The sequence below is a fragment of the Pseudomonas sp. 8209 genome (assembly GCF_028682105.1).
In the GTDB taxonomy this organism is placed as follows: Bacteria; Pseudomonadota; Gammaproteobacteria; order Pseudomonadales; family Pseudomonadaceae; genus Aquipseudomonas; species Aquipseudomonas palmensis.
Map to the genome: position 1 here is coordinate 494,803 of NZ_JANIAH010000001.1, position 19,711 is coordinate 514,513.

Below are 19,711 nucleotides of genomic sequence, written 5' to 3' on the forward strand. Positions count from 1 at the left end.
TCCTTCGTGTGGCGATCTTGTCATGCACCGGCCCGAAGGGGCGCATGCCGAACCGCTCGTTTTATAGTGACGCACGCGCGCGCTGGCGTGCGGGCGCTACTATGCCCGTACACACGCGCGTCACAAAGCCTGTTGTGCAGTTGTCGGCGAATTTACTCTCGCGTCGGTGCCTGGGGGCGCAAGGCGGCCTCGATGGCGGCGATGTCTATCTTGTCCATCTGCATCATCGCGTCGAAGGCACGCTTGGCCGCAGCCGGGTCGGGGTGAGTGATCGCGGCGGTCAGCGCGCGCGGGGTGATCTGCCACGACAGCCCCCACTTGTCCTTGCACCAGCCGCACACGCTGGCCTGGCCGCCGTTGCCGATGATCGCCTGCCACAGGCGGTCGGTCTCGGCCTGGTCGTCGGTGGCCACCTGGAACGAGAACGCCTCGCTGTGATGGAAGGCCGAGCCGCCATTGAGGCCCAGGCACGGGATGCCCATGACCGTGAATTCCACGGTCAGCACATCGCCCTGCTTGCCGGCAGGGAAGTCGCCGGGGGCACGGTGCACGGCGCCCACCGCGCTGTCGGGAAAGATGCTGGCGTAAAAGGTGGCAGCCTCCAGCGCCGCGCCGTCGTACCAGAGGCAGATCGTGTTCTTGCTGTTCATCGTGGTTCTCCACAGAAAAGCGACAGACCTCTGCAGTCTAGTCGCCCGCGGCGCAACCCTTGAGCCAGTCGATCAGTACCTGCACCCGCCGGGGCAACGGGTCGCGCGGCGGGTGAACCAGAAAGTAGTCATAGCGCCCCGGCTGGGAAAACCCGCCGAACGGCAGCACCAGCTCGCCCTGGTCGATACGCGCCTGCACCAGGCGCTGGCGGCCGATGGCGATACCGGCGTGGTGGATGGCCGCCGTCACGCACAGGTCCGACCGATCGAAGGTCAGGCCGCGCTGCGGCAAGGCGTCCAGCAGCCCCTGCTGGCCAGCCCACAGTTGCCACTCGGCATCGAACACCGCGTTCTCCCAGGCCAGTGCATCGTGCAGCAAGGTGCACTGGCGCAGATTGGCAGGGTTGTCGAACAGCTGGTGCAGCTCGGCATAGCGCGGGCTGCACACCGGGGCGATGGTCTCGCTCATCAGCGCATGGCTGACCAGGCCGGGAAACTCGCCATTGGCGTACAGCAGCGCCAGGTCGATGTTGTGCGTGCGAAAGTCGACCGCATCGTTGCCCACCCGCACGTCCAGCGCGATGTTCGGGTAGCGCTGGTGGAAGTCGGCCAGGCGCGGCACCAGCCAGCATTGCGCTGCGGACGGGCGCGCATACAACGCCACCGCCCCGCGCAGCTCGGCCTCGGGCGATGGCTCCAGGGCATCGCCCAGCTGCTCCATCACCCCCTGCAGTATCGCGAACACCCGCTCGCCCTCGGCTGTCAGGCGTATGCGCCGGGTCAGCCGCTCGAACAGGCGCAGCGCCAGGGCCTGCTCCAGGCGGGCGATACGGTGGCTCACCGCACTGGGGGTCAGGCACAGCTCCTCGGCTGCCTGGGCAAAGCTCAGGTGCCGCGCCGCCACCAGAAAGGTGTGCAGGTTGGCAAATTGCGAGCTGTTCAGGCGTGCGCTCAAACGCGGGGGCAGGTTCAGCATCGGGGCAGGTTCCGCTAGTGTCCGGCCAGCAGTGTACGGCCCTGCGCCAGATACGCCTGCATTTCATCGTCCGGCACCATGCTGCCTCCGGTGCCCCACACCAGGTGCGTGGCATTGGCCAGGCGCTGCGCGCTCAGGCCCAGGCGCTGGCGATAGCCCTGCCGTTCCCCGGTCACCCGCAGGAACCCCGGCAGCCCGGCCAGCGCCGAGGGTTCCAGGCGATGGCCCTCGATGGCTTCGAGTTGCGCCAGTTGCCGATACAGCTGCTCGTCGGGAACGGTGTAATAGCCGTCGATCAGGCGCTGCATGGAGCGCCCGACAAACCCGGACGGGCGCCCCACCGCCAGGCCGTCGGCGGCGGTGCGGTTGTCGATGCCGAAGTCGTACACGCTGACCTGCTCGTGCAGCCCGGTGTACACCCCCAGCAGCATGCAGGGCGAATGGGTCGGCTCGGCGAACACGCAGTGCACTGCGTCGGCGAAGATCTGCTTCAGACCGAATGCCACCCCGCCAGGGCCGCCACCAACGCCGCATGGCAGGTAGACGAACAGCGGGTGCTCGGCATCCACCCTAATGCCCGCCGCTTCAACCTGGCGTTGCAGGCGACGCGCCGCCACCGCGTAGCCGAGGAACAGGTTGATGGAGTTTTCGTCATCGACGAAATGGCAGCGCGGGTCGGCCTCGGCCTGCTGGCGCCCCTGCTCCACCGCCACGCTGTAGTCGGACGCATACTCGATCACCTCCACCCCACAACTGCGCAAGCGGTCCTTCTTCCACTGCCGGGCGTCGGCCGACATGTGCACGCTGGCCTTGAAGCCCAGGCGCGCACTCATGATGCCGATGGACAGGCCCAGGTTGCCGGTGGAGCCGACCGCCACGCTGTACTGGCCGAAAAATGCCCGCGCGCGGTCGCTGTCGAGGCTCGCGTAGTCATCCCCAGGCTGCAGGATGCCCGCCGCCAATGCGAGGTCTTCGGCGTGCTTGAGCACCTCGTAGATACCGCCACGCGCCTTGATCGAGCCGGAGATCGGCAGCAGGTTGTCGGCCTTGAGCCACAGCGCGCCCTGCACGGGTACCTGCGCTTCGGCGCACAGCGCGGCCTGCACCTGCGCCAACGGCAGCAGGGGCGACTCGATGATGCCCTTGCTCACCGCCGTCTGCGGGAAGGCCGAGGCAATGTAGCTGGCAAAACGTTCCAGCCGCGCGCTGGCGTCGTCCACATCGGCCAGGGTCAGCGGCACGTCGCCCAGCGCCTGCGCTGTCGGGGCCAGGCCCGGGTTGAACCAGGTGGTCGGTTGCAGGCGCACCAGGTCGGCGATCAAGGGGTGGCTGTGCTGCCACTGGTCCAGGGTCTTGTCGTGAATCATGCGGTTCTCCAGAAAAGTGACGGTAGTACGGGCAGGCTCATACCCAGTGCGACAGCAGCAGGGTCATGCCCAGGGCCACGACCGAAGCCAGCAGTGTCGCGGCAGTGAATTTTTTGAGCGCCTCGCCCAGCGACACGCCCAGGTATTCCTTGACCACCCAGAACGCCGAGTCGGTGACGGTAGTCCAGCCAATCGCGCCGGCGCCAATGGCAATGATCACGATCTCGCGGTTCTGCCCCGGCATCGCGTCCAGCAGCGGCAGCACCATGCCGGCGGCGCTGACCATTGCCACGGTGGCCGAGCCGACCGCCAGGTGCATCAGCCCGGCGACGAACCAGGCCAGCAGGATCGGGTTCAGGTCCCACTGCGACAGGGTGCTGGCCAGCACCTTGCCGACCCCGCTGTCGATCAGTACGCCATTGAAGGCACCGCCGGCACCGATGATCAACAGGATACTGGCCAGCGGGGTGAAGGAGCCGGCAGTCAGCGCCTGCAACCGCGCCATGCCCAGGCCACGGCGCAGGCCCAGCGCCCAGTAGGCGAAGCACACCGCGATGGCCAGGGCAGTGAGCGGGTTGCCGAGGAACATCATCAGCCGGTACAGCCCGGCCTCGGGCGCCAGGGTCATGCTGGCCAGGGTCTTGCCCACCATCAGCAGCAGCGGCAGCAGAATCACCAGCAGGGTCAGGCCCAGGCCCGGCATCGACTGGCCAGCGGCTGGCGTGGCGGCAGGCTCTGCCGCAGCCTGCGCGTCGGGCGCCGCGTGCCGCGGGCACACCAGCGTGGCCCATACCGGGCCGGCAATCACCGCGGTCGGCAGGCCGACGATCAGCCCGTACAGGATCACCTTGCCCACGTCGCCCCCCAGCAGCTGGGTGATGGCCATTGCCGCCGGGTGCGGCGGCAGCATGCAGTGCACGGTCATCAGCGATACGGCCAGTGGCAGGCCGACGTAGAGGATGTTGAGCCGGGTCTGGCGGGCCACCACGTAGATCAGTGGTATCAGCAACACGAAACCGACTTCGAAAAACACCGGTATGCCCACCACGAAGCCCACCAGCATCATGGCCCACGCCGTGCGCTGTTCACCCAGGGCGTCGAGCAGCGAGCGCGCAATGCGTTCGGCGCCGCCCGACACCTCCAGCAGTTTGCCCAGGATGCTGCCCAGGCCGATCACCGCCGCAAGAAAACCCAGGGTGCCGCCCATGCCCTTCTCGAACGAATCGGCGATGGCCGGCAGCGGCATGCCGGCCCCGGCGCCCACCACAAAACTGGCCAGCATCAGGGCCAGGAACGAGTGCACCCGAAACCTGACCACCAGCACCACGATCAGGCCGATGGCCGCCATCAATATCAGTAACAAACCTGCGTCTTCGTGCATGACTTCGCCTTTATTTGTTTTAGTGAGCGATTGCCGCGCAGGGCGCGGTCGGAGGCGATTAGGCGGCACGCAGGCAGGCCTTTACAAAGGATGGTTTTTCAGCGCACAGGTGATCTGAGGTCATCTGCCAGGGCCCTCGCCGGGCGGACACCTGAACCTTAAACCGCTATGATTCCCGCCATCACTCATGACCCCTTTGGCCGCTGGTAACCACCGCATGATCGAAGTCACCGAAGTTTCCATTGCGCAGCTGCGCGCCGCCCTCGAATCGGGCCAGACCACCTCGGTCGAGCTGGTGAAGGCCTACCTCGCCCGCATCGATGCCTACGACGGCGCAGACACGCCCACCGCGCTCAATGCGGTGGTGGTACGCAACCCCGAAGCCCTGCGCGAAGCCCAGGCATCCGACGAGCGTCGTGCCCAGGGCAAGCCCCTCGGCCCGCTCGACGGCATCCCCTACACCGCCAAGGACAGTTACCTGGTCAAGGGCATGACCGCCGCCTCCGGCAGCCCGGCCTTCGCCAACCTGGTGGCCTACCGCGACGCCTTCACCATCGAGCGCCTGCGCGGCGCCGGGGCGATCTGCCTGGGCAAGACCAACATGCCGCCCATGGCCAACGGCGGCATGCAGCGCGGCGTGTATGGCCGGGCCGAAAGCCCGTACAACGCCGCCTACCTCACCGCACCCTTCGCCTCGGGCTCGTCCAACGGCGCGGGCACGGCCACGGCGGCCAGCTTCGCCGCGTTCGGCCTGGCAGAGGAAACCTGGTCCAGCGGCCGCGGCCCGGCCTCCAACAATGGCCTGTGCGCCTACACCCCTTCGCGCGGGGTGATCTCGGTGCGCGGCAACTGGCCGCTGACGCCGACCATGGACGTGGTGGTGCCCTTCGCCCGCACCATGGCCGACCTGCTCGAAGTGCTCGACGTGGTGGTGGCCGAAGACCCCGATACCCGTGGCGACCTGTGGCGCCTGCAGCCCTGGGTGCCGATCCCCAGCGTGGCCTCGGTGCGCCCCGCCGCCTACCCGCAACTGGCGGCGGACAGCGCGGCGCTGGCCGGCAAGCGCTTCGGCATCCCGCGCATGTACATCAACAAGGACCCGGATGCCGGCACCTCGGACAGCCCCGGCATCGGCGGCCCGACCGGCCAGCGCATCAACACGCGGCCTTCGGTGATCGCACTGTGGGAGGCGGCGCGCAAGGCACTGGAAGCGGCCGGCGCCGAGGTGCTCGAAGTGGATTTCCCGCTGGTATCGAACTGCGAGGGCGACCGCCCAGGTGCCCCCACCGTGTTCAATCGGGGCCTGGTGTCCAAAGCATTCCTGCACCATGAACTGTGGGACCTGACGGCCTGGGCCTTCGACGACTTCCTGCAGGCCAACGGCGACCCGCAGCTCAACCGCCTGGTGGACGTGGACGGGCCGAAGATCTTCCCCCACGACCCCGGCACCCTGCCCAACCGCGAGGGCGACCTGGCGGCGGGCATGGACGAGTATGTGCGCATGGCCGAGCGCGGCATCACGCCGTGGGACCAGATCGCCACCCTGCCCGATGGCCTGCGCGGGCTGGAGCAGACGCGGCGCATCGACCTGGAAGACTGGATGGACAGGCTGGGGCTGGATGCGGTGCTGTTCCCGACGGTGGCCGATGTGGCCCCGGCCGATGCCGATGTGAACCCGGCCTCGGCGGATATTGCCTGGAGCAACGGGGTGTGGGTGGCCAACGGCAACCTGGCGATCCGTCACCTTGGGGTGCCGACGGTGACGGTGCCGATGGGGGTGATGGCGGACATCGGCATGCCGGTGGGGCTGACCTTCGCCGGGCGGGCGTATGATGACTCGGCGTTGCTGCGCCTGGCCTCGGCGTTCGAGGCTACGGGTTCAAAGCGCTTGATACCGCCGCGAACCCCGATGCTGGTGGGTGGCCGTTTATCTTGAGTTGATTGGTCTGGCCTCTTCGCCAGCAACGCTGGCTCCTACGGGTTTGGTAGGTCTGTAGGAGCCAGCCTTGCTGGCGAAGGGCACAACACAAAAAAGGGGGACGCCATCACGGCGCCCCCCTTTTTTGTCAGCCTGAACCCATCAGTTCCAGGGACGATCGCCGTTCTCGTCCTTGATGCGGGTCGGCAGGCCCATCACGTCCAGCGCCTTCAGGAACGGCTCGGCCGGCAGTTCCTCGACGTTGGCCATGCGCTGCACGTCCCACTCGCCACGGGCCACCAGCAGGGCCGCCGCCACCGGCGGCACGCCCGCGGTGTAGGAGATGCCCTGGCTGTCGGTCTCGGCATAGGCCTCTTCGTGATCAGCCACGTTGTAGATGAACACTTCGCGTGGCTGGCCGTCCTTGGTGCCCTTGACCAGGTCGCCAATGCAGGTCTTGCCGGTGTAGCCCGGCGCCAGCGAAGACGGATCCGGCAGCACGGCCTTGACCACCTTGAGCGGCACCACTTCCAGGCCCTCGGCGGTCTTCACCGGTTGCTCGGACAGCAGGCCCAGGTTCTTCAGTACGGTGAACACATTGATGTAGTGCTCGCCGAAGCTCATCCAGAAACGCACGTTCGGCACGTCGAGGTTCTTGGACAGCGAGTGCACTTCGTCATGGCCGGTCAGGTACAGGTTCTGCGAACCCACCACCGGCAGGTCGTCGGTACGCTTGACTTCGAACATGGTGTTGCTGGTCCACTGGCTGTTCTGCCAGCTCCACACCTGTCCGGTGAATTCACGGAAATTGATTTCCGGGTCGAAATTGGTGGCGAAGTACTTGCCATGGGAGCCGGCATTGACGTCGAGAATGTCGATCGAATCAATGCGGTCGAAATACTGTTGTTGCGCCAGTGCTGCATAGGCATTGACCACACCCGGGTCGAAGCCCACGCCAAGAATGGCGGTGATGTTCTTCTGCTGGCATTCCTCGAGGTGCTTCCACTCGTAGTTGCCATACCAGGGCGGCGTCTCGCAGATCTTGCCCGGTTCTTCGTGAATGGCGGTGTCCAGGTAGGCCACGCCGGTATCGATGCAGGCACGCAGCACCGACATGTTGAGGAAGGCGGAACCGACGTTGATCACGATCTGCGATTCGGTTTCGCGGATCAGCGCCTTGGTTGCCTCGACATCCAGTGCATTGAGCGAAAAGGCCGTGATGTCGGCGGGTACCTTCAGGCTACCCTTGGCCTTGACGCTGTCGATGATGGCCTGGCATTTGGAGATGTTGCGTGACGCGATGGCAATACGACCGAGTTCGTCGTTGTGCTGCGCGCACTTGTGGGCCACCACCTTGGCGACACCTCCTGCACCAATGATAAGAACGTTTTTCTTCAATTTCTTTATCTCTCCTTTCCGCCAGCTTACGAGAGGCTGGACAGGTAGTCGTCAAAACCAAATTCGCGAACCACCTCGACAGTACCGTCAAGTTGTTTCACTACGATGGATGGCATCTTCAAACCGTTGAACCAGTTTTTCTTGACCATGGTGTAGCCTGCCGCGTCGATGAACGACAGCCGATCGCCGATGGCCAGCGGACGATCGAATTGATACTCGCCGAAGATGTCCCCGGCCAGGCAGGATTTGCCGCATACCATGTAGGTGTGCTCACCCTCGCTGGGCGCCAGCTTGGCGTTGAGGCGATAGATCAGCAGGTCGAGCATGTGCGCCTCGATGGAGCTGTCGACCACGGCCAGGTGCTTGCCGTTGTACAGGGTGTCGAGCACGGTCACTTCCAGCGAAGCGCTCTGGGTGATCGCCGCTTCGCCCGGCTCCAGGTACACCTGCACGCCGTACTTCTGCGAGAACGCCTTCAGGCGCGCGCAGAATGCATCCAGTGCATAGTCTTCGCCGGTGAAGTGGATACCGCCGCCCAGGCTCACCCACTCGACCTTGTGCAGCAGCTCGCCGAAGCGCTCTTCGATGGTGTTGAGCATCTGGTCGAACAGGCCGAAATCGCCGTTCTCGCAGTTGTTGTGGAACATGAAGCCGGAGATCTGCGACATGACCGCATCGATCTTGACCGGGTCCCATTCGCCCAGGCGGCTGAACGGGCGCGCCGGGTCGGCCAGCAGGTAGTCCGAGCTGCTCACCTGCGGGTTGACGCGCAGGCCGCGCACCTTGCCTTCGGTGGCCTGGGCATAGCGCTGCAGCTGGCCGATGGAGTTGAAGATGATCTTGTCGCAGTTCTCGATCATCTCGTCGATTTCATCGTCGGCCCAGGCCACGCTGTAGGCGTGGGTCTCGCCTTCGAACTTCTGGCGGCCGAGCTTGAGCTCGTAGAGCGAGGACGAGGTGGTGCCGTCCATGTACTGCTGCATCAGGTCGAACACCGACCAGGTGGCGAAGCACTTGAGCGCCAGCAGGGCCTTGGCCCCGGACTGTTCGCGCACATAGGCGATCTTCTGCATGTTGTGCAGCAGCTTGGTTTTGTCGATGAGGTAGTACGGCGTCTTGATCATTTCGAGGCCCCCGGCAAGGCCGGCCAAAAAAAGGACACGCATTGTGCCTTCACTGCACGGGAATCGAAAGCTCGGAAGTGATTTTTGCCCGACGCGGATTTTTCGGGTGCACCCATCGCAGGTCGAACCCGCCCCCACACGGGAGCGGGCCTGGACGTCAGAAGTCCCAGCGAGTGCTGAACATCACGTTGCGCGGGTCACCGTAGTACGAGGAGTTATAGAAGCCGATGTTGGTGTAGTAGTACTTGTCGAACAGGTTGTAGACGTTGACCGACGCCGACAGGTGCTCGGTGAACTGGTAGCGCGCCATCAGGTCGACCAGCCAGTACGGGGTCTGGGTGAAGGTGTCATTGGTGCCCTTGGCGTAGTTGTTGAGGACCTGCCAGCCCTTGCCCTGCCAGCGTGCCCCACCACCCACCGTGAGCTTGTCGAGGCGCCCGCCAAGTTTGTAGGTGGTGTAGAGGTTGAGCTGATCTTCGGGCTCCCAGGTAGCTACCTTGGCCCCGCCCTGGTCGCGGCTGACCTTGTGCGTGTAGCCGGCCTGCACCTGCCAGCCGGGTGCCAGCTCCCCGGACACCTCTGCCTCGTAGCCCTTGGTTCTGGACTTGATGCCCATGTAGGCGTAGTCGATGTCGGGGTTGGTTGGCCTGGCGTTGTAGAACGTGTCGGCCTGCGGGCGGTTATCTTCGTGCACTTCGAAGTAGGCCAGGCTGGTGTTCAGGCGACCGTCGTAGAACTCACCCTTGATGCCCACCTCGTAGTTCTGGCCCTCGTTGGGCTCGAGCATCCTGTTGCGGCTGTCACGGTAGGCCGTCTGCGGCAGGAAGATATCGGTGTAGCTGGCATACGCAGAGAAGTTGCTATTGAGGTCGTACACCACCCCGGCATAGGGCACCAGCCGTCCGCTCTCCTGGCTGTCGCTGGTGCCGGTGACCTGAAAGTTTGCCAGGCGGCTGCCCAGCAGCAGCGAAAGGTCATCGGTGACACTGAAGCGCGCAGTCAGGTAGCCGCCACTTTGCCGGGTGGTTTCGTCGTTGCGCTTTGTCACCGAGCCCCAGTCCGGCTCGATGGCCTGGCCGTGCCAGCTCTCCAGATCGTATTCGTTGTCGAAGTAGGTGACGTTGTTGTAGTTGTCGCCCTTCCAGTGCGAGCTGGACACCGAGCCACCCACCACCAGTTGGTGTTCGCGCCCGAACAGGCTGAACGGCCCGGTGGCGTAGAGGTCGCCGCTGTCGCTGGTGGTTTCGCCGGTGTACTTGCGCGAATAGATCGACGACACGGTCGGGGTGTCGGGCGACACCGAACCCAGTGGCGCGTCATAACCATTGATCTGGTGGTTGTACTGCCCCTTGATGACCCAGTCATTGGCCAGGCGATGCTCCAGGGTGGCGAACAGCGTGCGCGAGTACTGCTCCCAACTGCTCCACTTGGCGCCATTGTTGAACGAACGCGGCAGGCTGATGGGGTTGCCCTGGGAGTCGTACACCGGACGGCTGCCCGACCAGCCCGAGCCCCTGGGGTCGCTGTCCTGGTAGTCGGCGCCCAGGGTCAGCAGGGTGTCTTCGTCCAGGTCCACTTCCAGGATGCCGTAGTACACGCTGGTCTTGCGCTCGTAATGGTCCATGAACGAGTGCTTGTCCTGATAGGCGGCCACCGCCCGGCCCCGCACGTTGCCACTGTCGGTCAGCGGGCCGCTGAGGTCGATCTCCGAGCGGTAGTTGTCCCAGGAGCCGGCGCCCAGGTCCACATGCCCCCTGAAGTCGGCCGTCGGCTTCTTGCGGATCAGGTTGATCGTGCCACCGGGGCCGCCCGCGCCGGTGAGCAGGCCGGTGGCGCCCTTGAGCACCTCGACCCGGTCATAGATCGCCATGTCGGTAAGGGTCTGCCCGGCCGAGTACTGCGCGTCACGCAGGGTCGGGATGCCGTCGTACTGGAAGTTGACGATGGAGAAGCCGCGCGAATAGTAGTTGGTACGTTCACTGTCGTAGGTCGACACGGTGATGCCGGGGGTGTGGCGCATCACATCGTCGATGGCGTTCAGGCCGAAATCGTCCATGGCCTGGCGCGTGACCACCGAGATCGACTGCGGGGTTTCCCGCGGGGTCAGCACCATGCGCGTGGCGGTGGCGATGGTGCCCGGCGTGTAGGAGCCGGTGCCTTCGGTGATGGTGCCCAGCTGGTTGGCGCTGACTTCGGTGGCCTGCAGCTCCAGCTGCGCACTGCCGGTGGCCAGCCTTGGCATTACCCGGTAGCCCTCGCCTTCGGGCATCGCCTGCAGGCCCTGGGGCGCGAGCAGTCGCTCCAGGCCCTCGGCGATGGCGTAGCTGCCGTCCAGGCCGCTGCTGTGGATGCCTTGGGTCAGGGCCGAGTCGACCGCTATCATCACCCCGGCCTGCTGGCCGAATGCGCCGAGCACGCGATCGAGGTTGCCGGCGTCGATATGGAAGGCGTGGGTGGCGTGGGCATCGGCGCCGGCCAGTACGCCCTGGCTGGCGCACACGAGGGAAAGCCCGAGGATGGCCGTGCGCAAGGCACCGGCAAGCGGAGTGAGGCGGCTGTGCATAAACAATTCCATGGGTTGAGGGTGTTGGCGATGCGCTGTTTTTCAGCGTCTTCCCTGGTCTTGATGCATGAGATGGAAAAAACTGCCGCCGCTGTTAAAAATAATCGTTCTCAGGCCACGACCACGTTTGCCCAGTAGCCGAACACCCGCTGTACCCGTATCGGCAACACACTGGCCAGCAGGTCGAGGCTGGCATCGGGCCGATCGAGGGAGAACGAACCCGACACCTGCAAGGCCGCCACCGCCGGATCGCAGCGCAGTACGCCGCGCCGGTAGCGGTCGAGATGGGCCAACACCCGGCCCAGTGGCATGCGCTCGGCAATCAGCAGGCCGTCAACCCAGGCCTGGGCGCCCGCGTCGAGGGGTTCGACACTGCCGACCTGCTGCCCGAACGCCACCTGCTGGCCGGCGCTCAAGGTCATGCGGGTGCTGCCGGGCCAGGCGATCGAGGCACTGCCTGCCAGCACCTGCACCTGGGTACCCGACACCCCGGGCAGGCCCTGGCTGACCACCAGCCGCGAGGCGGGCTCGGGGCGTACCCAGCCATTGGCGGTGCGCACCGCCAGCGAAGCACCTTGCCCCAGGGTGAGCATGACCCGCCCCAGGTTGAGCGCCAGCACGTCTGCGTGCGCATCCACGCCGGTGCGGGTATCCAGGGTCAGCTCCACCTCGCCAGACAACGCCACGTGATGACGCTCGCCGGTGGTGGTGCGGTAGTCACTGAACAGTTCCGGCAGCAGCACCCGCTCACGCACGCTCAGGCCAGCCGCCAGTACCACCCCCAGCCCGGCGAAGCCCTTGAGCACATTGCGCCGCGACGCAGTGCCACGTGCCTGCAGCAATCCGCGCGCGCCGGCGGCCGGTAACGTCCTGGTGCCCTGGCGCAGGTCATGGGTGAGCCCGGCAAGACGCTGCCAGGCCAGTTCATGCTGGGGGTTTTCATCGCGCCAGTGCTGGCAGGCCTGCTGCTCGGCCAGGCTGCTGACACCCGACTGCAGGGTGACCATCCACAGCATGGCCTGCTCTACCACGCCGGGGTCCAGCGGCTGGTTGTCGATCCGGGCGAAGCGGCTCATGCGCCGTAGACCGCCGCATAGCAGTGGCGGTAGGCCTTGAGCATGGCCTTTTGCACCACGTTCACCGTCAGGCCCTGGTGTTCGGCGATCTGCGCGTAGGTCAGGCCGTCAAGCTGTGACAGCAGGAAGATCTCGCGCACCTTGCTGCCCAGCCCATCGAGCACCTGGCCCACCGCATCCAGCGCCTCGAGCACCAGCAGGCGAGTTTCCGGGGACGGCACCAGCGCTGGTTCAAGATGGGCCAGCGACTCCATGTAGGCCTTCTCCAGCGCATGGCGCCGAAAGTACTGGATGCACAGGCGGCTGGCCACGGTGGTGAGGTAGGCGCGCGGCTCGCGGTACACCGGCGGTGCCTCGCTGCGCAGGATGCGCACGAAGGTGTCCTGCGCCAGGTCCAGCGCCTGCTCCCGGTTGCCCAGCTTGCGGCGCAGCATCTGCGTCAACCAGCTGTGGTGTTGAACGTAGAGTTCGCCCACCGCATGGTGGGTGCTGGAAAGTGGATGCATCGGCAGGGTTCCGGGACGCAGGCTGACGGGAGTCGTGCATGGTAATACTTCTCATTAGCTTGCGGTGGATTTTTATGATTGCCGCCGAAACAACCTGCTTCACCGACACTGGCAGGCCGGCGCTCAGGTGCAGTACTGTGCGAGGCAGCCAAAGGGAGGGCTGCATATGGATCAAGCGACACTCACCACCTTGTTGACCAAGCTCCGCAATTGCGACCTCGAGGGCGCGGCCGCCGACCTGCAGGCCCAGGCAGTGGCACTGGCGGCCCGAGGGGAAGAGGCACTGTCCGACTTCCTCGCCCGCTATGCCTTCCGCTCGTTGCAGGGCAAGCACAGCCCGGACAAGACATCGCCGGCGCTGGCCCAGGCACTGCACGACAGCGAACAGCACCTGCAGCGGCTTCACGACGAGCGCAAGGCGCTGCTCGACGACATCCACACCTACTTTCTGGAATTCGAGAAGATTGCCGTCAACCTGACCCCGGCACTGATCGAACCGGCGACCTTCAGTGAGCAGAACCGCGACAACCTGCCGTTCATCGAGGACTACCTGAGCGGTCGTCGCGAGGTGGTGGACGATCTCAACCTGCAGAGCGTGCTGAAAAAGCAGATCAAGTTCTACCTCAACCTCAACCTGCACGATGAACGCCCCACGTTGCAGGTCAGCTATCGCAAGACCCACATCCAGCCGGGCAAATCCTGGCGGTTCGTGGAGCTGAGCCAGCAGGCCGGGCAACGCAGCGAACAGTTGAACCGGCTGGTGCAACTGGATACCGAGTGCGATGCGGTGCAGCGCCAGGTATCACGCCTGAAATGGGAGCTGCGCTGCAACGAGGACACCGGCAACCAGCAGGTGGCCGACTTCCAGAAGAAACTGGGGTTGTTCATGGCCAGTGTGGCTGCACAGGCCTGAGGCCGACCGGGTGGCGGCACCGGCCCGGCGCCCCCGCCCGGCCATTCGCGGATCAGCCCAGGCGGCCCCAGACCTGCACCAGCCCCACCAGGTGCACCACCCCGAACCCCAGGCACACCAGCGAGCTCACCACGATGAAGCGCTGGCTGCGCCCGGTATTGGCCAGCACGAAGGGCCCGGCGATACCGCGCAGCAGGTACACCAGCGTGATCGCGCACAACGCCGGCAGCAGCAACGGCAGCGGCGCGATCACGCCCGCCCCCGACAATGCAAAGGCCGCCCAGCTCAGCAGCACCAGCGCAATCGCTGCCGTGACCACCGCCGGAAAGGTCCGGCCCGCCTCCGCCGCCCGGATGAAGCGCTCACCCGCCCCGAACAGGCGATACCAGGACGGCCCCGCGATGATCGTACCCACGTGCAGCACGGCCGCCAGCGCGCTGAGCGCCGCGGCAATCACCAGCGCCAGATTGTATTCACCTGCCATAACGGTTCTTCCTTGTAGGAGCCGGCGTTGCCGGCGAAGCGGGCAACGCGTTACTTGGCCGAACCCTGCATGTACGTCGCAAAGTTGTTGATATGGTCGTCCAGGTTGTCTTCGAGCATCATCCGGTACTGGTCGCAGAAGTACGTGAGCATCGCCTCGCGTGCCTGCGCCATTTCTTCCCCCGACTTGAAGTTGCGCGCACTCACCCAGGCATTGAACCGGGTGGTGCCGAACATCATCGAGGCACTCACCTTGCCCAGGTCCTGGACCTGCCCGAGCTGCTCGTTGGACAGCTCTATATGGGCGTCGGCGCGGTCGTAGAACGAGTCGTCAGCATTTTGCGGCATTGCGTGTCCCTTTCTCATCACGTCTGGTTATTGCAGCCCCCTCCTGCCGTCCGGCCAACCGTCGGCGAGTGGATATCTGCGCGAAGCTGATTATGCTTCAAACGAGCGGGCAGCGCTGCGAGGTGTCTGTGCGCATTGCGTAGTCCGATGACATCAGCCCCAGGGCTTGGGTGAAGTGGCAGTGGGTGTTCCGGCCTACAACAACAATCCGGAGAAAACTCATGGCGACAATCGACAGCACTTCCACAGGCAGTGCGCCCAGGCGCGGGATCACCAAAGAGGAACGCAAGGTCATCTTTGCCTCGTCCCTGGGCACCGTGTTCGAGTGGTACGACTTCTATCTGTATGGCTCCCTGGCGGCGATCATCGCCAAGCACTTCTTTGCCGGGGTCAACGAAACCACTGCCTTCATCTTCGCCCTGCTCGCCTTCGCCGCCGGGTTTGCGGTAAGGCCGTTCGGCGCCATCGTGTTCGGCCGCCTGGGCGACATGATCGGACGCAAGCACACCTTCCTCATCACCATCGTGATCATGGGCGTGTCCACCGCGGTGGTGGGCCTGTTGCCCAGCTACTCGAGCATCGGCGTGGCGGCCCCGGTGATCCTGATCACCCTGCGCCTGCTGCAAGGCCTGGCGCTGGGCGGTGAATACGGCGGCGCCGCCACCTACGTGGCCGAGCACGCACCGCCCGGCAAGCGCGGCTTCTTCACCTCGTGGATCCAGACCACCGCCACGCTGGGGCTGTTCCTGTCGCTGCTGGTGATTCTGGCGTGCCGTACCGTGCTGGGCACCGAGGCGTTCGAGGCGTGGGGCTGGCGCATACCATTCCTGCTGTCGATTCTGCTGCTGATCGTGTCGGTGTACATCCGCCTGCAACTGAGCGAGTCGCCGGTATTCAACCGGATGAAGGCCGAAGGCAAGGCATCCAAGGCACCGCTGACCGAGTCGTTCGCACGCTGGGACAACCTCAAGGTGGTGATCATGTCGCTGCTCGGCGGTACCGCCGGCCAGGCGGTGGTGTGGTACACCGGGCAGTTCTATGCGCTGTTCTTTCTGTTGCAGACGCTCAAGATCGACCCGCAGACCGCCAACCTGCTGATTGCCGGTTCGCTGCTGATCGGCACGCCGTTCTTCGTCATCTTCGGCAGCCTGTCCGACCGCATCGGGCGCAAGGGCATCATCATGGCCGGCTGCATCCTGGCGGCGCTGACCTACTTCCCGATCTTTCATGCGCTGACCCAGTACGGCAACCCCGACGTGTTCAGTGCCCAGGCACGCAACCCGGTGACGGTGGTCGCCGACCCGGCGCAGTGTTCGTTCCAGTTCGACCCGGTGGGCAAGGCGCGCTTCACCAGTTCGTGCGACGTGGCCAAGAGCGTGCTGGCCAAGCGCGCGACCCCCTACGTGAACGAAAAGGCCGAGCCCGGCAGCGTGGCGCAGGTGCGCATCGGCAGCACGGTGGTGCCCAGCTTCGACGGCAGCCGCCTGCCGGCCGCCGACTTCAAGACGCAGAACGATGCCTTCGCCGCCACCCTGGGCGCGGCCCTGAAGGACGCCGGCTACCCGGAAAAGGCCGACCCGAACAAGACCAACTACCCCATGGTGCTGTTGCTGCTGACCATCCTGGTGATCTACGTGACCATGGTCTACGGGCCGATCGCCGCGTGGCTGGTGGAGCTGTTCCCGGCGCGTATCCGCTACACCTCGATGTCGCTGCCCTACCATATCGGCAACGGCTGGTTCGGCGGCTTCCTGCCCACGGTGGCGTTCGCCATGGTCGCGGCCACGGGGGATATCTACTACGGGCTGTGGTACCCGATCGTGATCGCGGTGATGACCGCCATCCTGGGTACCTTCTTCCTGCCCGAGACCAAGGACCGCGACATCAACCACAGCTGAAACCGCCCGCCCTCCCGGGTGCCGGGAGGGCGCGGTGCAGCCTACTGCGAGAGGTGCCGGATCATCGCCACCGTCAGGTACAGGCGCGGCGCGATGCTGGACAGATCGATGTATTCATCGTCGGCGTGCAACCCGGCCCCGACCACGCCCATGGTTTCGAGCACCGCCGGCGTGGCGCTGCCGGGCACATAGGCATAGCCGGCGTCGGTGCCAAAACGCATGGCGATGGGTTCCAGGCTGCGATCGATCTGGCCATACAGCTGCTGGGCAGTGCTGGCCAGGGCGGCGGAGCCTTCATTTCTGGCCAGCGGCGGGCGCCCCTTGCGCAGGGTCAGCGTGACCTGCGTGTCGGCGATGAGCCGGGCCTGGCTGATACGTTGCGCGTCGGCCAGCACGCGGTCGCTTTCGGACAGGTCGGCATAGCGCATGTCGGCTTCGGCGGTGGCCAGCGCCGGGATGATGTTGGCTTTCTCGCCGGCCTTGGCCAGGGTCCAGTTGACCGTGGTGCCTTTGGCCGGGTCGCCCAGGTCCTTGAGCTGCACCACCTGGTGCGCCAGCTCGGTCAAGGCGTTGCGCCCGTCTTCAGGGGCGGAGCCGGCGTGTGCCGAGCGACCGCGCACTTCCAGCAGCAGCTGGTTGATGCCGTTGGTGGCCACCGTCACCGCGTCCTTGTTCGGGGGCTCGTAGGAGAAGACGTAGTCATGCTTGCGCGCAAGCTCAGCAATGATCTGCCGGGAGCCGAGCGAGCCCATTTCTTCATCGGGGTTGAACAGCACGGTCAGGGTGGCGTAATCGTTGAAGCGCACATCCTGCAGCAGCTTGATCGCATGCAGGATCATCGCCACCCCGCCCTTCGCGTCGGCCACCCCGGGGCCATAGGCACGCTCGCCCTCGATGAGAAACGGGCGCCTGGCGGCGGTGCCGGGGCCGAACACGGTGTCGTAATGCACCATCAGCATGAAGCGCTTGCTGCCGCTGCCCTTGAAGGTGCCGACGATGTTGTTGCCCACCGAGGGCGTGGCGGCGCTGGTCTGCACCGTGGCGCCCAGGGCTTCCAGGCGCTTGACCAGCAATGCGCCGATGTCGGTGAGGCCTTGCTGGGTGCCGGTACCGGTGTCCACCGATACCAGGGTTTTGAGGGTATCCAGGTAGCTCGACTGCTCGGCCTTGGCTTTTTCCAGCAGGTCCTGGGCGGGGGAAGCGATGGCGCCGGTACAGGCGAAGGACAGGCAGAGCGCCAGGGCGCTGGCGTAGGGAGGGCGAAACAACGGCATAGGGCGGGGCCTCGGTGCAGGGTGGCAAAAGGGTGTGTTGCATGACGGGCAAGGGATCAGCTTAGACTGTCGGCCCTGTATTGCGAGCAACCGGGTTGGACCTTCCATGACACACCAGTACCAGGGCAGCTGCCTGTGCGGCGCCATCCGTTATCAGCTCAGCGCGCCCCTCAAGGCGGTTTCGCACTGCCATTGCAGCCAGTGCCGCAAGGGCCACGGGGCGGCGTTCGCCAGCTACGCCAGCGTCAGGCGCGACGACCTGCAACTGCTGCAGGGAGGCGAGCGGCTCAAGTCGTACGCATCGTCCGAGTCGGTGGCGCGCCAGTTCTGTGGCGACTGCGGTTCATCGCTGTTCTGGTCGCGCTCACAGGGGGACCATGCCGACTGGATCTCGGTTGCGCTGGGCACCCTGGACTCACCCCTGACGTTCGACAGGCAGCGCCATGTGGAGGTGGCTTCGAAGGCGCCGTGGTACGTAATCGAGGACCATTGGCCACAGGGTCGATAGGGTCTTTTGCACTGCCCGCGACAGGCTGGCCCAGGTTTGCGACAGCCGGCTGAAACGCTTCGCGCAAGCACTGCGAAAAACCGATTCAAACGCTTACAATCGCCGCTTTCCGTGCACTTCATGCAGGCCCGCTCGCCATGGCGCTAGACCCACCCACGATGCTCACCATCACGATCGCCCTCGCCGCGGCCGCCGCGCTGTACCTGGCGATCGAGTGGCGCAGCGTGCGTGAACCCTCGCTGCTGTTCTGGAGCGCCGGGTTCGCCACCATCACCGTGGGCTGTACCCTCGCGCTGCTGCGCAGCAGCGGCCTGCTGCTGATCGGTATCTGGTTCGCCAATGGCCTGCTGGTGACGGCGCACTGGCTGTTCCTGCTGGGTGTCGGGCGTTTCACGCAAACCCAGCTGTCGCGGGGCTGGTACCTGGTCTTCGTGGTATGGCTCGCGCTGCTGGTGGTACCCGAGGAGCCGCAATGGTCCAAGCTGATGCTGCTGGTCAACTCGCTGCTGGTGGCGCTGCTGGCGCTCAAGGCCAGTGCACTGCTGCGCCCGCATGGCAAGTCGTTGAGCGTGGGGGCGGTGCAACTGCGCTACGTGCTGCTGATGCACGGCCTGTTCTACGTGGCCAAGGCGATCACGGCGGTGGGGCCCGGCACGCTGATCGACCTGGCGGCGTTCCGCGGCCAGATCATCCAGATCTCGCTGGTGGAAGGCGCCATGGCAATCATGCTGATTGCGCTGTCGATGACCGGCACCGAGCGCTACCGGCGAGAAAAACGCATCGCCCGCCTGGCCGCCCGTGACCCGCTGACGGCCCTGTACAACCGCCGCGCCCTGGAAGTCCGTGCGCCGCGCCTGCTCGAAGACGTGTCGGCCACGCGGCCCGGAGCGTTGCTGCTGATTGATATCGACAACTTCAAGCTGGTCAACGACCTGTTCGGGCATAGCGCCGGTGACCGCCTGCTGGTCGACCTAAGCGAGATGATCCGCGCGGTGCTGCCCACCGGCGCCCTGGCGGCGCGACTGGGTGGCGATGAGTTCGTGATTCTGCTCAACAACGCCCCCACCGAACGTATCCTGGCGCTGGGCGGCGCCTTGCGCGAGCAGTTCCGGCAGGCCGCCGCGCAGCTGTTCCCCACGCCTGCGCCAGTGACCCTGAGCATCGGCGCCAACCTGTTCGACCAGCCGCCGGGCAGCCTCACTGCCCTGATCGAACAAAGCGACAGCGCGCTCTACGCCTCCAAGCGCGGTGGACGTGACAGTATTCGCGTGGTGGACCGCACCGCAGCCGCTGGCGAATCCCTGCACACGCCTTGAGGCCGAACCAAT

Annotated in this window: 17 protein-coding genes; 5 read left to right on the plus strand and 12 right to left on the minus strand. The window is 65.4% G+C overall.

Translation table 11 applies throughout. The features are described from left to right. Nucleotides 1–152 precede the first annotated feature (152 nt). The 4 genes from NP552_RS02165 to NP552_RS02180 are packed head-to-tail and all read right to left on the minus strand — an operon-like array spanning nt 153 to nt 4,374. Nucleotides 153–650 (minus strand): VOC family protein, encoded by a 498-nt coding sequence (locus NP552_RS02165; RefSeq protein WP_058540117.1) that lies wholly within the window; start codon nt 648–650, stop codon nt 153–155. 37 nt (nt 651–687) lie between these two features. Continuing rightward, the gene (gene dsdC / locus NP552_RS02170; protein ID WP_054914605.1) at nt 688–1,626 is read right to left on the minus strand and encodes a DNA-binding transcriptional regulator DsdC; all 939 of its coding nucleotides are present in this window, start codon (nt 1,624–1,626) and stop codon (nt 688–690) included. A 14-nt stretch (nt 1,627–1,640) separates the two neighbouring features. Beyond that, on the minus strand, nt 1,641–2,993 hold the full coding sequence (locus tag NP552_RS02175; protein WP_274096350.1) for a D-serine ammonia-lyase: 1,353 nt from the start codon (nt 2,991–2,993) through the stop codon (nt 1,641–1,643). Between the two features lie 37 nt (nt 2,994–3,030). Next, nucleotides 3,031–4,374, minus strand: coding sequence for a GntT/GntP/DsdX family permease (locus tag NP552_RS02180; protein WP_210014905.1), 1,344 nt, complete (start codon nt 4,372–4,374; stop codon nt 3,031–3,033). A 217-nt stretch (nt 4,375–4,591) separates the two neighbouring features. Between NP552_RS02180 and NP552_RS02185 the strand changes: the two genes are divergently transcribed. Further along, nucleotides 4,592–6,310, plus strand: coding sequence for an amidase (locus NP552_RS02185; RefSeq protein ID WP_058540113.1), 1,719 nt, complete (start codon nt 4,592–4,594; stop codon nt 6,308–6,310). Between the two features lie 144 nt (nt 6,311–6,454). Here NP552_RS02185 and NP552_RS02190 read toward each other — a convergent pair whose 3' ends face one another. The 5 genes from NP552_RS02190 to NP552_RS02210 form a co-directional block, all read right to left on the minus strand. Continuing rightward, nucleotides 6,455–7,690, minus strand: coding sequence for a saccharopine dehydrogenase family protein (locus NP552_RS02190; RefSeq protein WP_043861369.1), 1,236 nt, complete (start codon nt 7,688–7,690; stop codon nt 6,455–6,457). 26 nt (nt 7,691–7,716) lie between these two features. Continuing rightward, complete coding sequence (gene nspC, locus NP552_RS02195; RefSeq protein WP_043861418.1) at nt 7,717–8,814, minus strand: carboxynorspermidine decarboxylase; 1,098 nt, start codon at nt 8,812–8,814, stop codon at nt 7,717–7,719. A 157-nt stretch (nt 8,815–8,971) separates the two neighbouring features. Further along, a complete protein-coding gene (locus NP552_RS02200; protein ID WP_274096351.1) occupies nt 8,972–11,377 on the minus strand; it encodes a TonB-dependent siderophore receptor in 2,406 nt (801 codons plus the stop codon). A gap of 110 nt (nt 11,378–11,487) precedes the next feature. Beyond that, complete coding sequence (locus NP552_RS02205) at nt 11,488–12,453, minus strand: DUF4880 domain-containing protein (protein ID WP_274096352.1); 966 nt, start codon at nt 12,451–12,453, stop codon at nt 11,488–11,490. Next, nucleotides 12,450–12,959: a sigma-70 family RNA polymerase sigma factor gene (locus NP552_RS02210; RefSeq protein ID WP_043861372.1), complete on the minus strand. Its 510-nt coding sequence runs from the start codon at nt 12,957–12,959 to the stop codon at nt 12,450–12,452. Before NP552_RS02210 ends, NP552_RS02205 begins: the two co-directional genes overlap by 4 nt. A gap of 166 nt (nt 12,960–13,125) precedes the next feature. Here NP552_RS02210 and NP552_RS02215 point away from each other — a divergent pair, with 166 nt between their 5' ends. After that, nucleotides 13,126–13,872 carry a hypothetical protein gene (locus NP552_RS02215; protein ID WP_058540110.1) on the plus strand — a complete coding sequence of 249 codons (747 nt, stop codon included), beginning with the start codon at nt 13,126–13,128 and terminating at the stop codon, nt 13,870–13,872. 52 nt (nt 13,873–13,924) lie between these two features. Here NP552_RS02215 and NP552_RS02220 read toward each other — a convergent pair whose 3' ends face one another. Next, complete coding sequence (locus NP552_RS02220; protein WP_043861374.1) at nt 13,925–14,356, minus strand: hypothetical protein; 432 nt, start codon at nt 14,354–14,356, stop codon at nt 13,925–13,927. Between the two features lie 50 nt (nt 14,357–14,406). Then, the gene (locus tag NP552_RS02225) at nt 14,407–14,703 is read right to left on the minus strand and encodes a DUF3144 domain-containing protein (protein WP_043861375.1); all 297 of its coding nucleotides are present in this window, start codon (nt 14,701–14,703) and stop codon (nt 14,407–14,409) included. 221 nt (nt 14,704–14,924) lie between these two features. On the opposite strand from NP552_RS02225, the gene NP552_RS02230 reads away from it, so the two are divergent. After that, the gene (locus NP552_RS02230) at nt 14,925–16,601 is read left to right on the plus strand and encodes an MFS transporter (protein WP_274096353.1); all 1,677 of its coding nucleotides are present in this window, start codon (nt 14,925–14,927) and stop codon (nt 16,599–16,601) included. Nucleotides 16,602–16,642: 41 nt separating this feature from the next. On the opposite strand, the gene NP552_RS02235 is transcribed toward NP552_RS02230, so the two are convergent. Then, entirely contained in the window at nt 16,643–17,875 is a 1,233-nt protein-coding gene (locus NP552_RS02235) for a M20/M25/M40 family metallo-hydrolase (protein ID WP_274096354.1), read from the minus strand. Nucleotides 17,876–17,981: 106 nt separating this feature from the next. On the opposite strand from NP552_RS02235, the gene NP552_RS02240 reads away from it, so the two are divergent. Together NP552_RS02240 and NP552_RS02245 are read left to right on the plus strand one after the other, a co-directional pair. Continuing rightward, entirely contained in the window at nt 17,982–18,383 is a 402-nt protein-coding gene (locus NP552_RS02240; RefSeq protein ID WP_253087135.1) for a GFA family protein, read from the plus strand. A gap of 137 nt (nt 18,384–18,520) precedes the next feature. Further along, nucleotides 18,521–19,699: a GGDEF domain-containing protein gene (locus NP552_RS02245; protein WP_274096355.1), complete on the plus strand. Its 1,179-nt coding sequence runs from the start codon at nt 18,521–18,523 to the stop codon at nt 19,697–19,699. Nucleotides 19,700–19,711 lie beyond the last annotated feature (12 nt).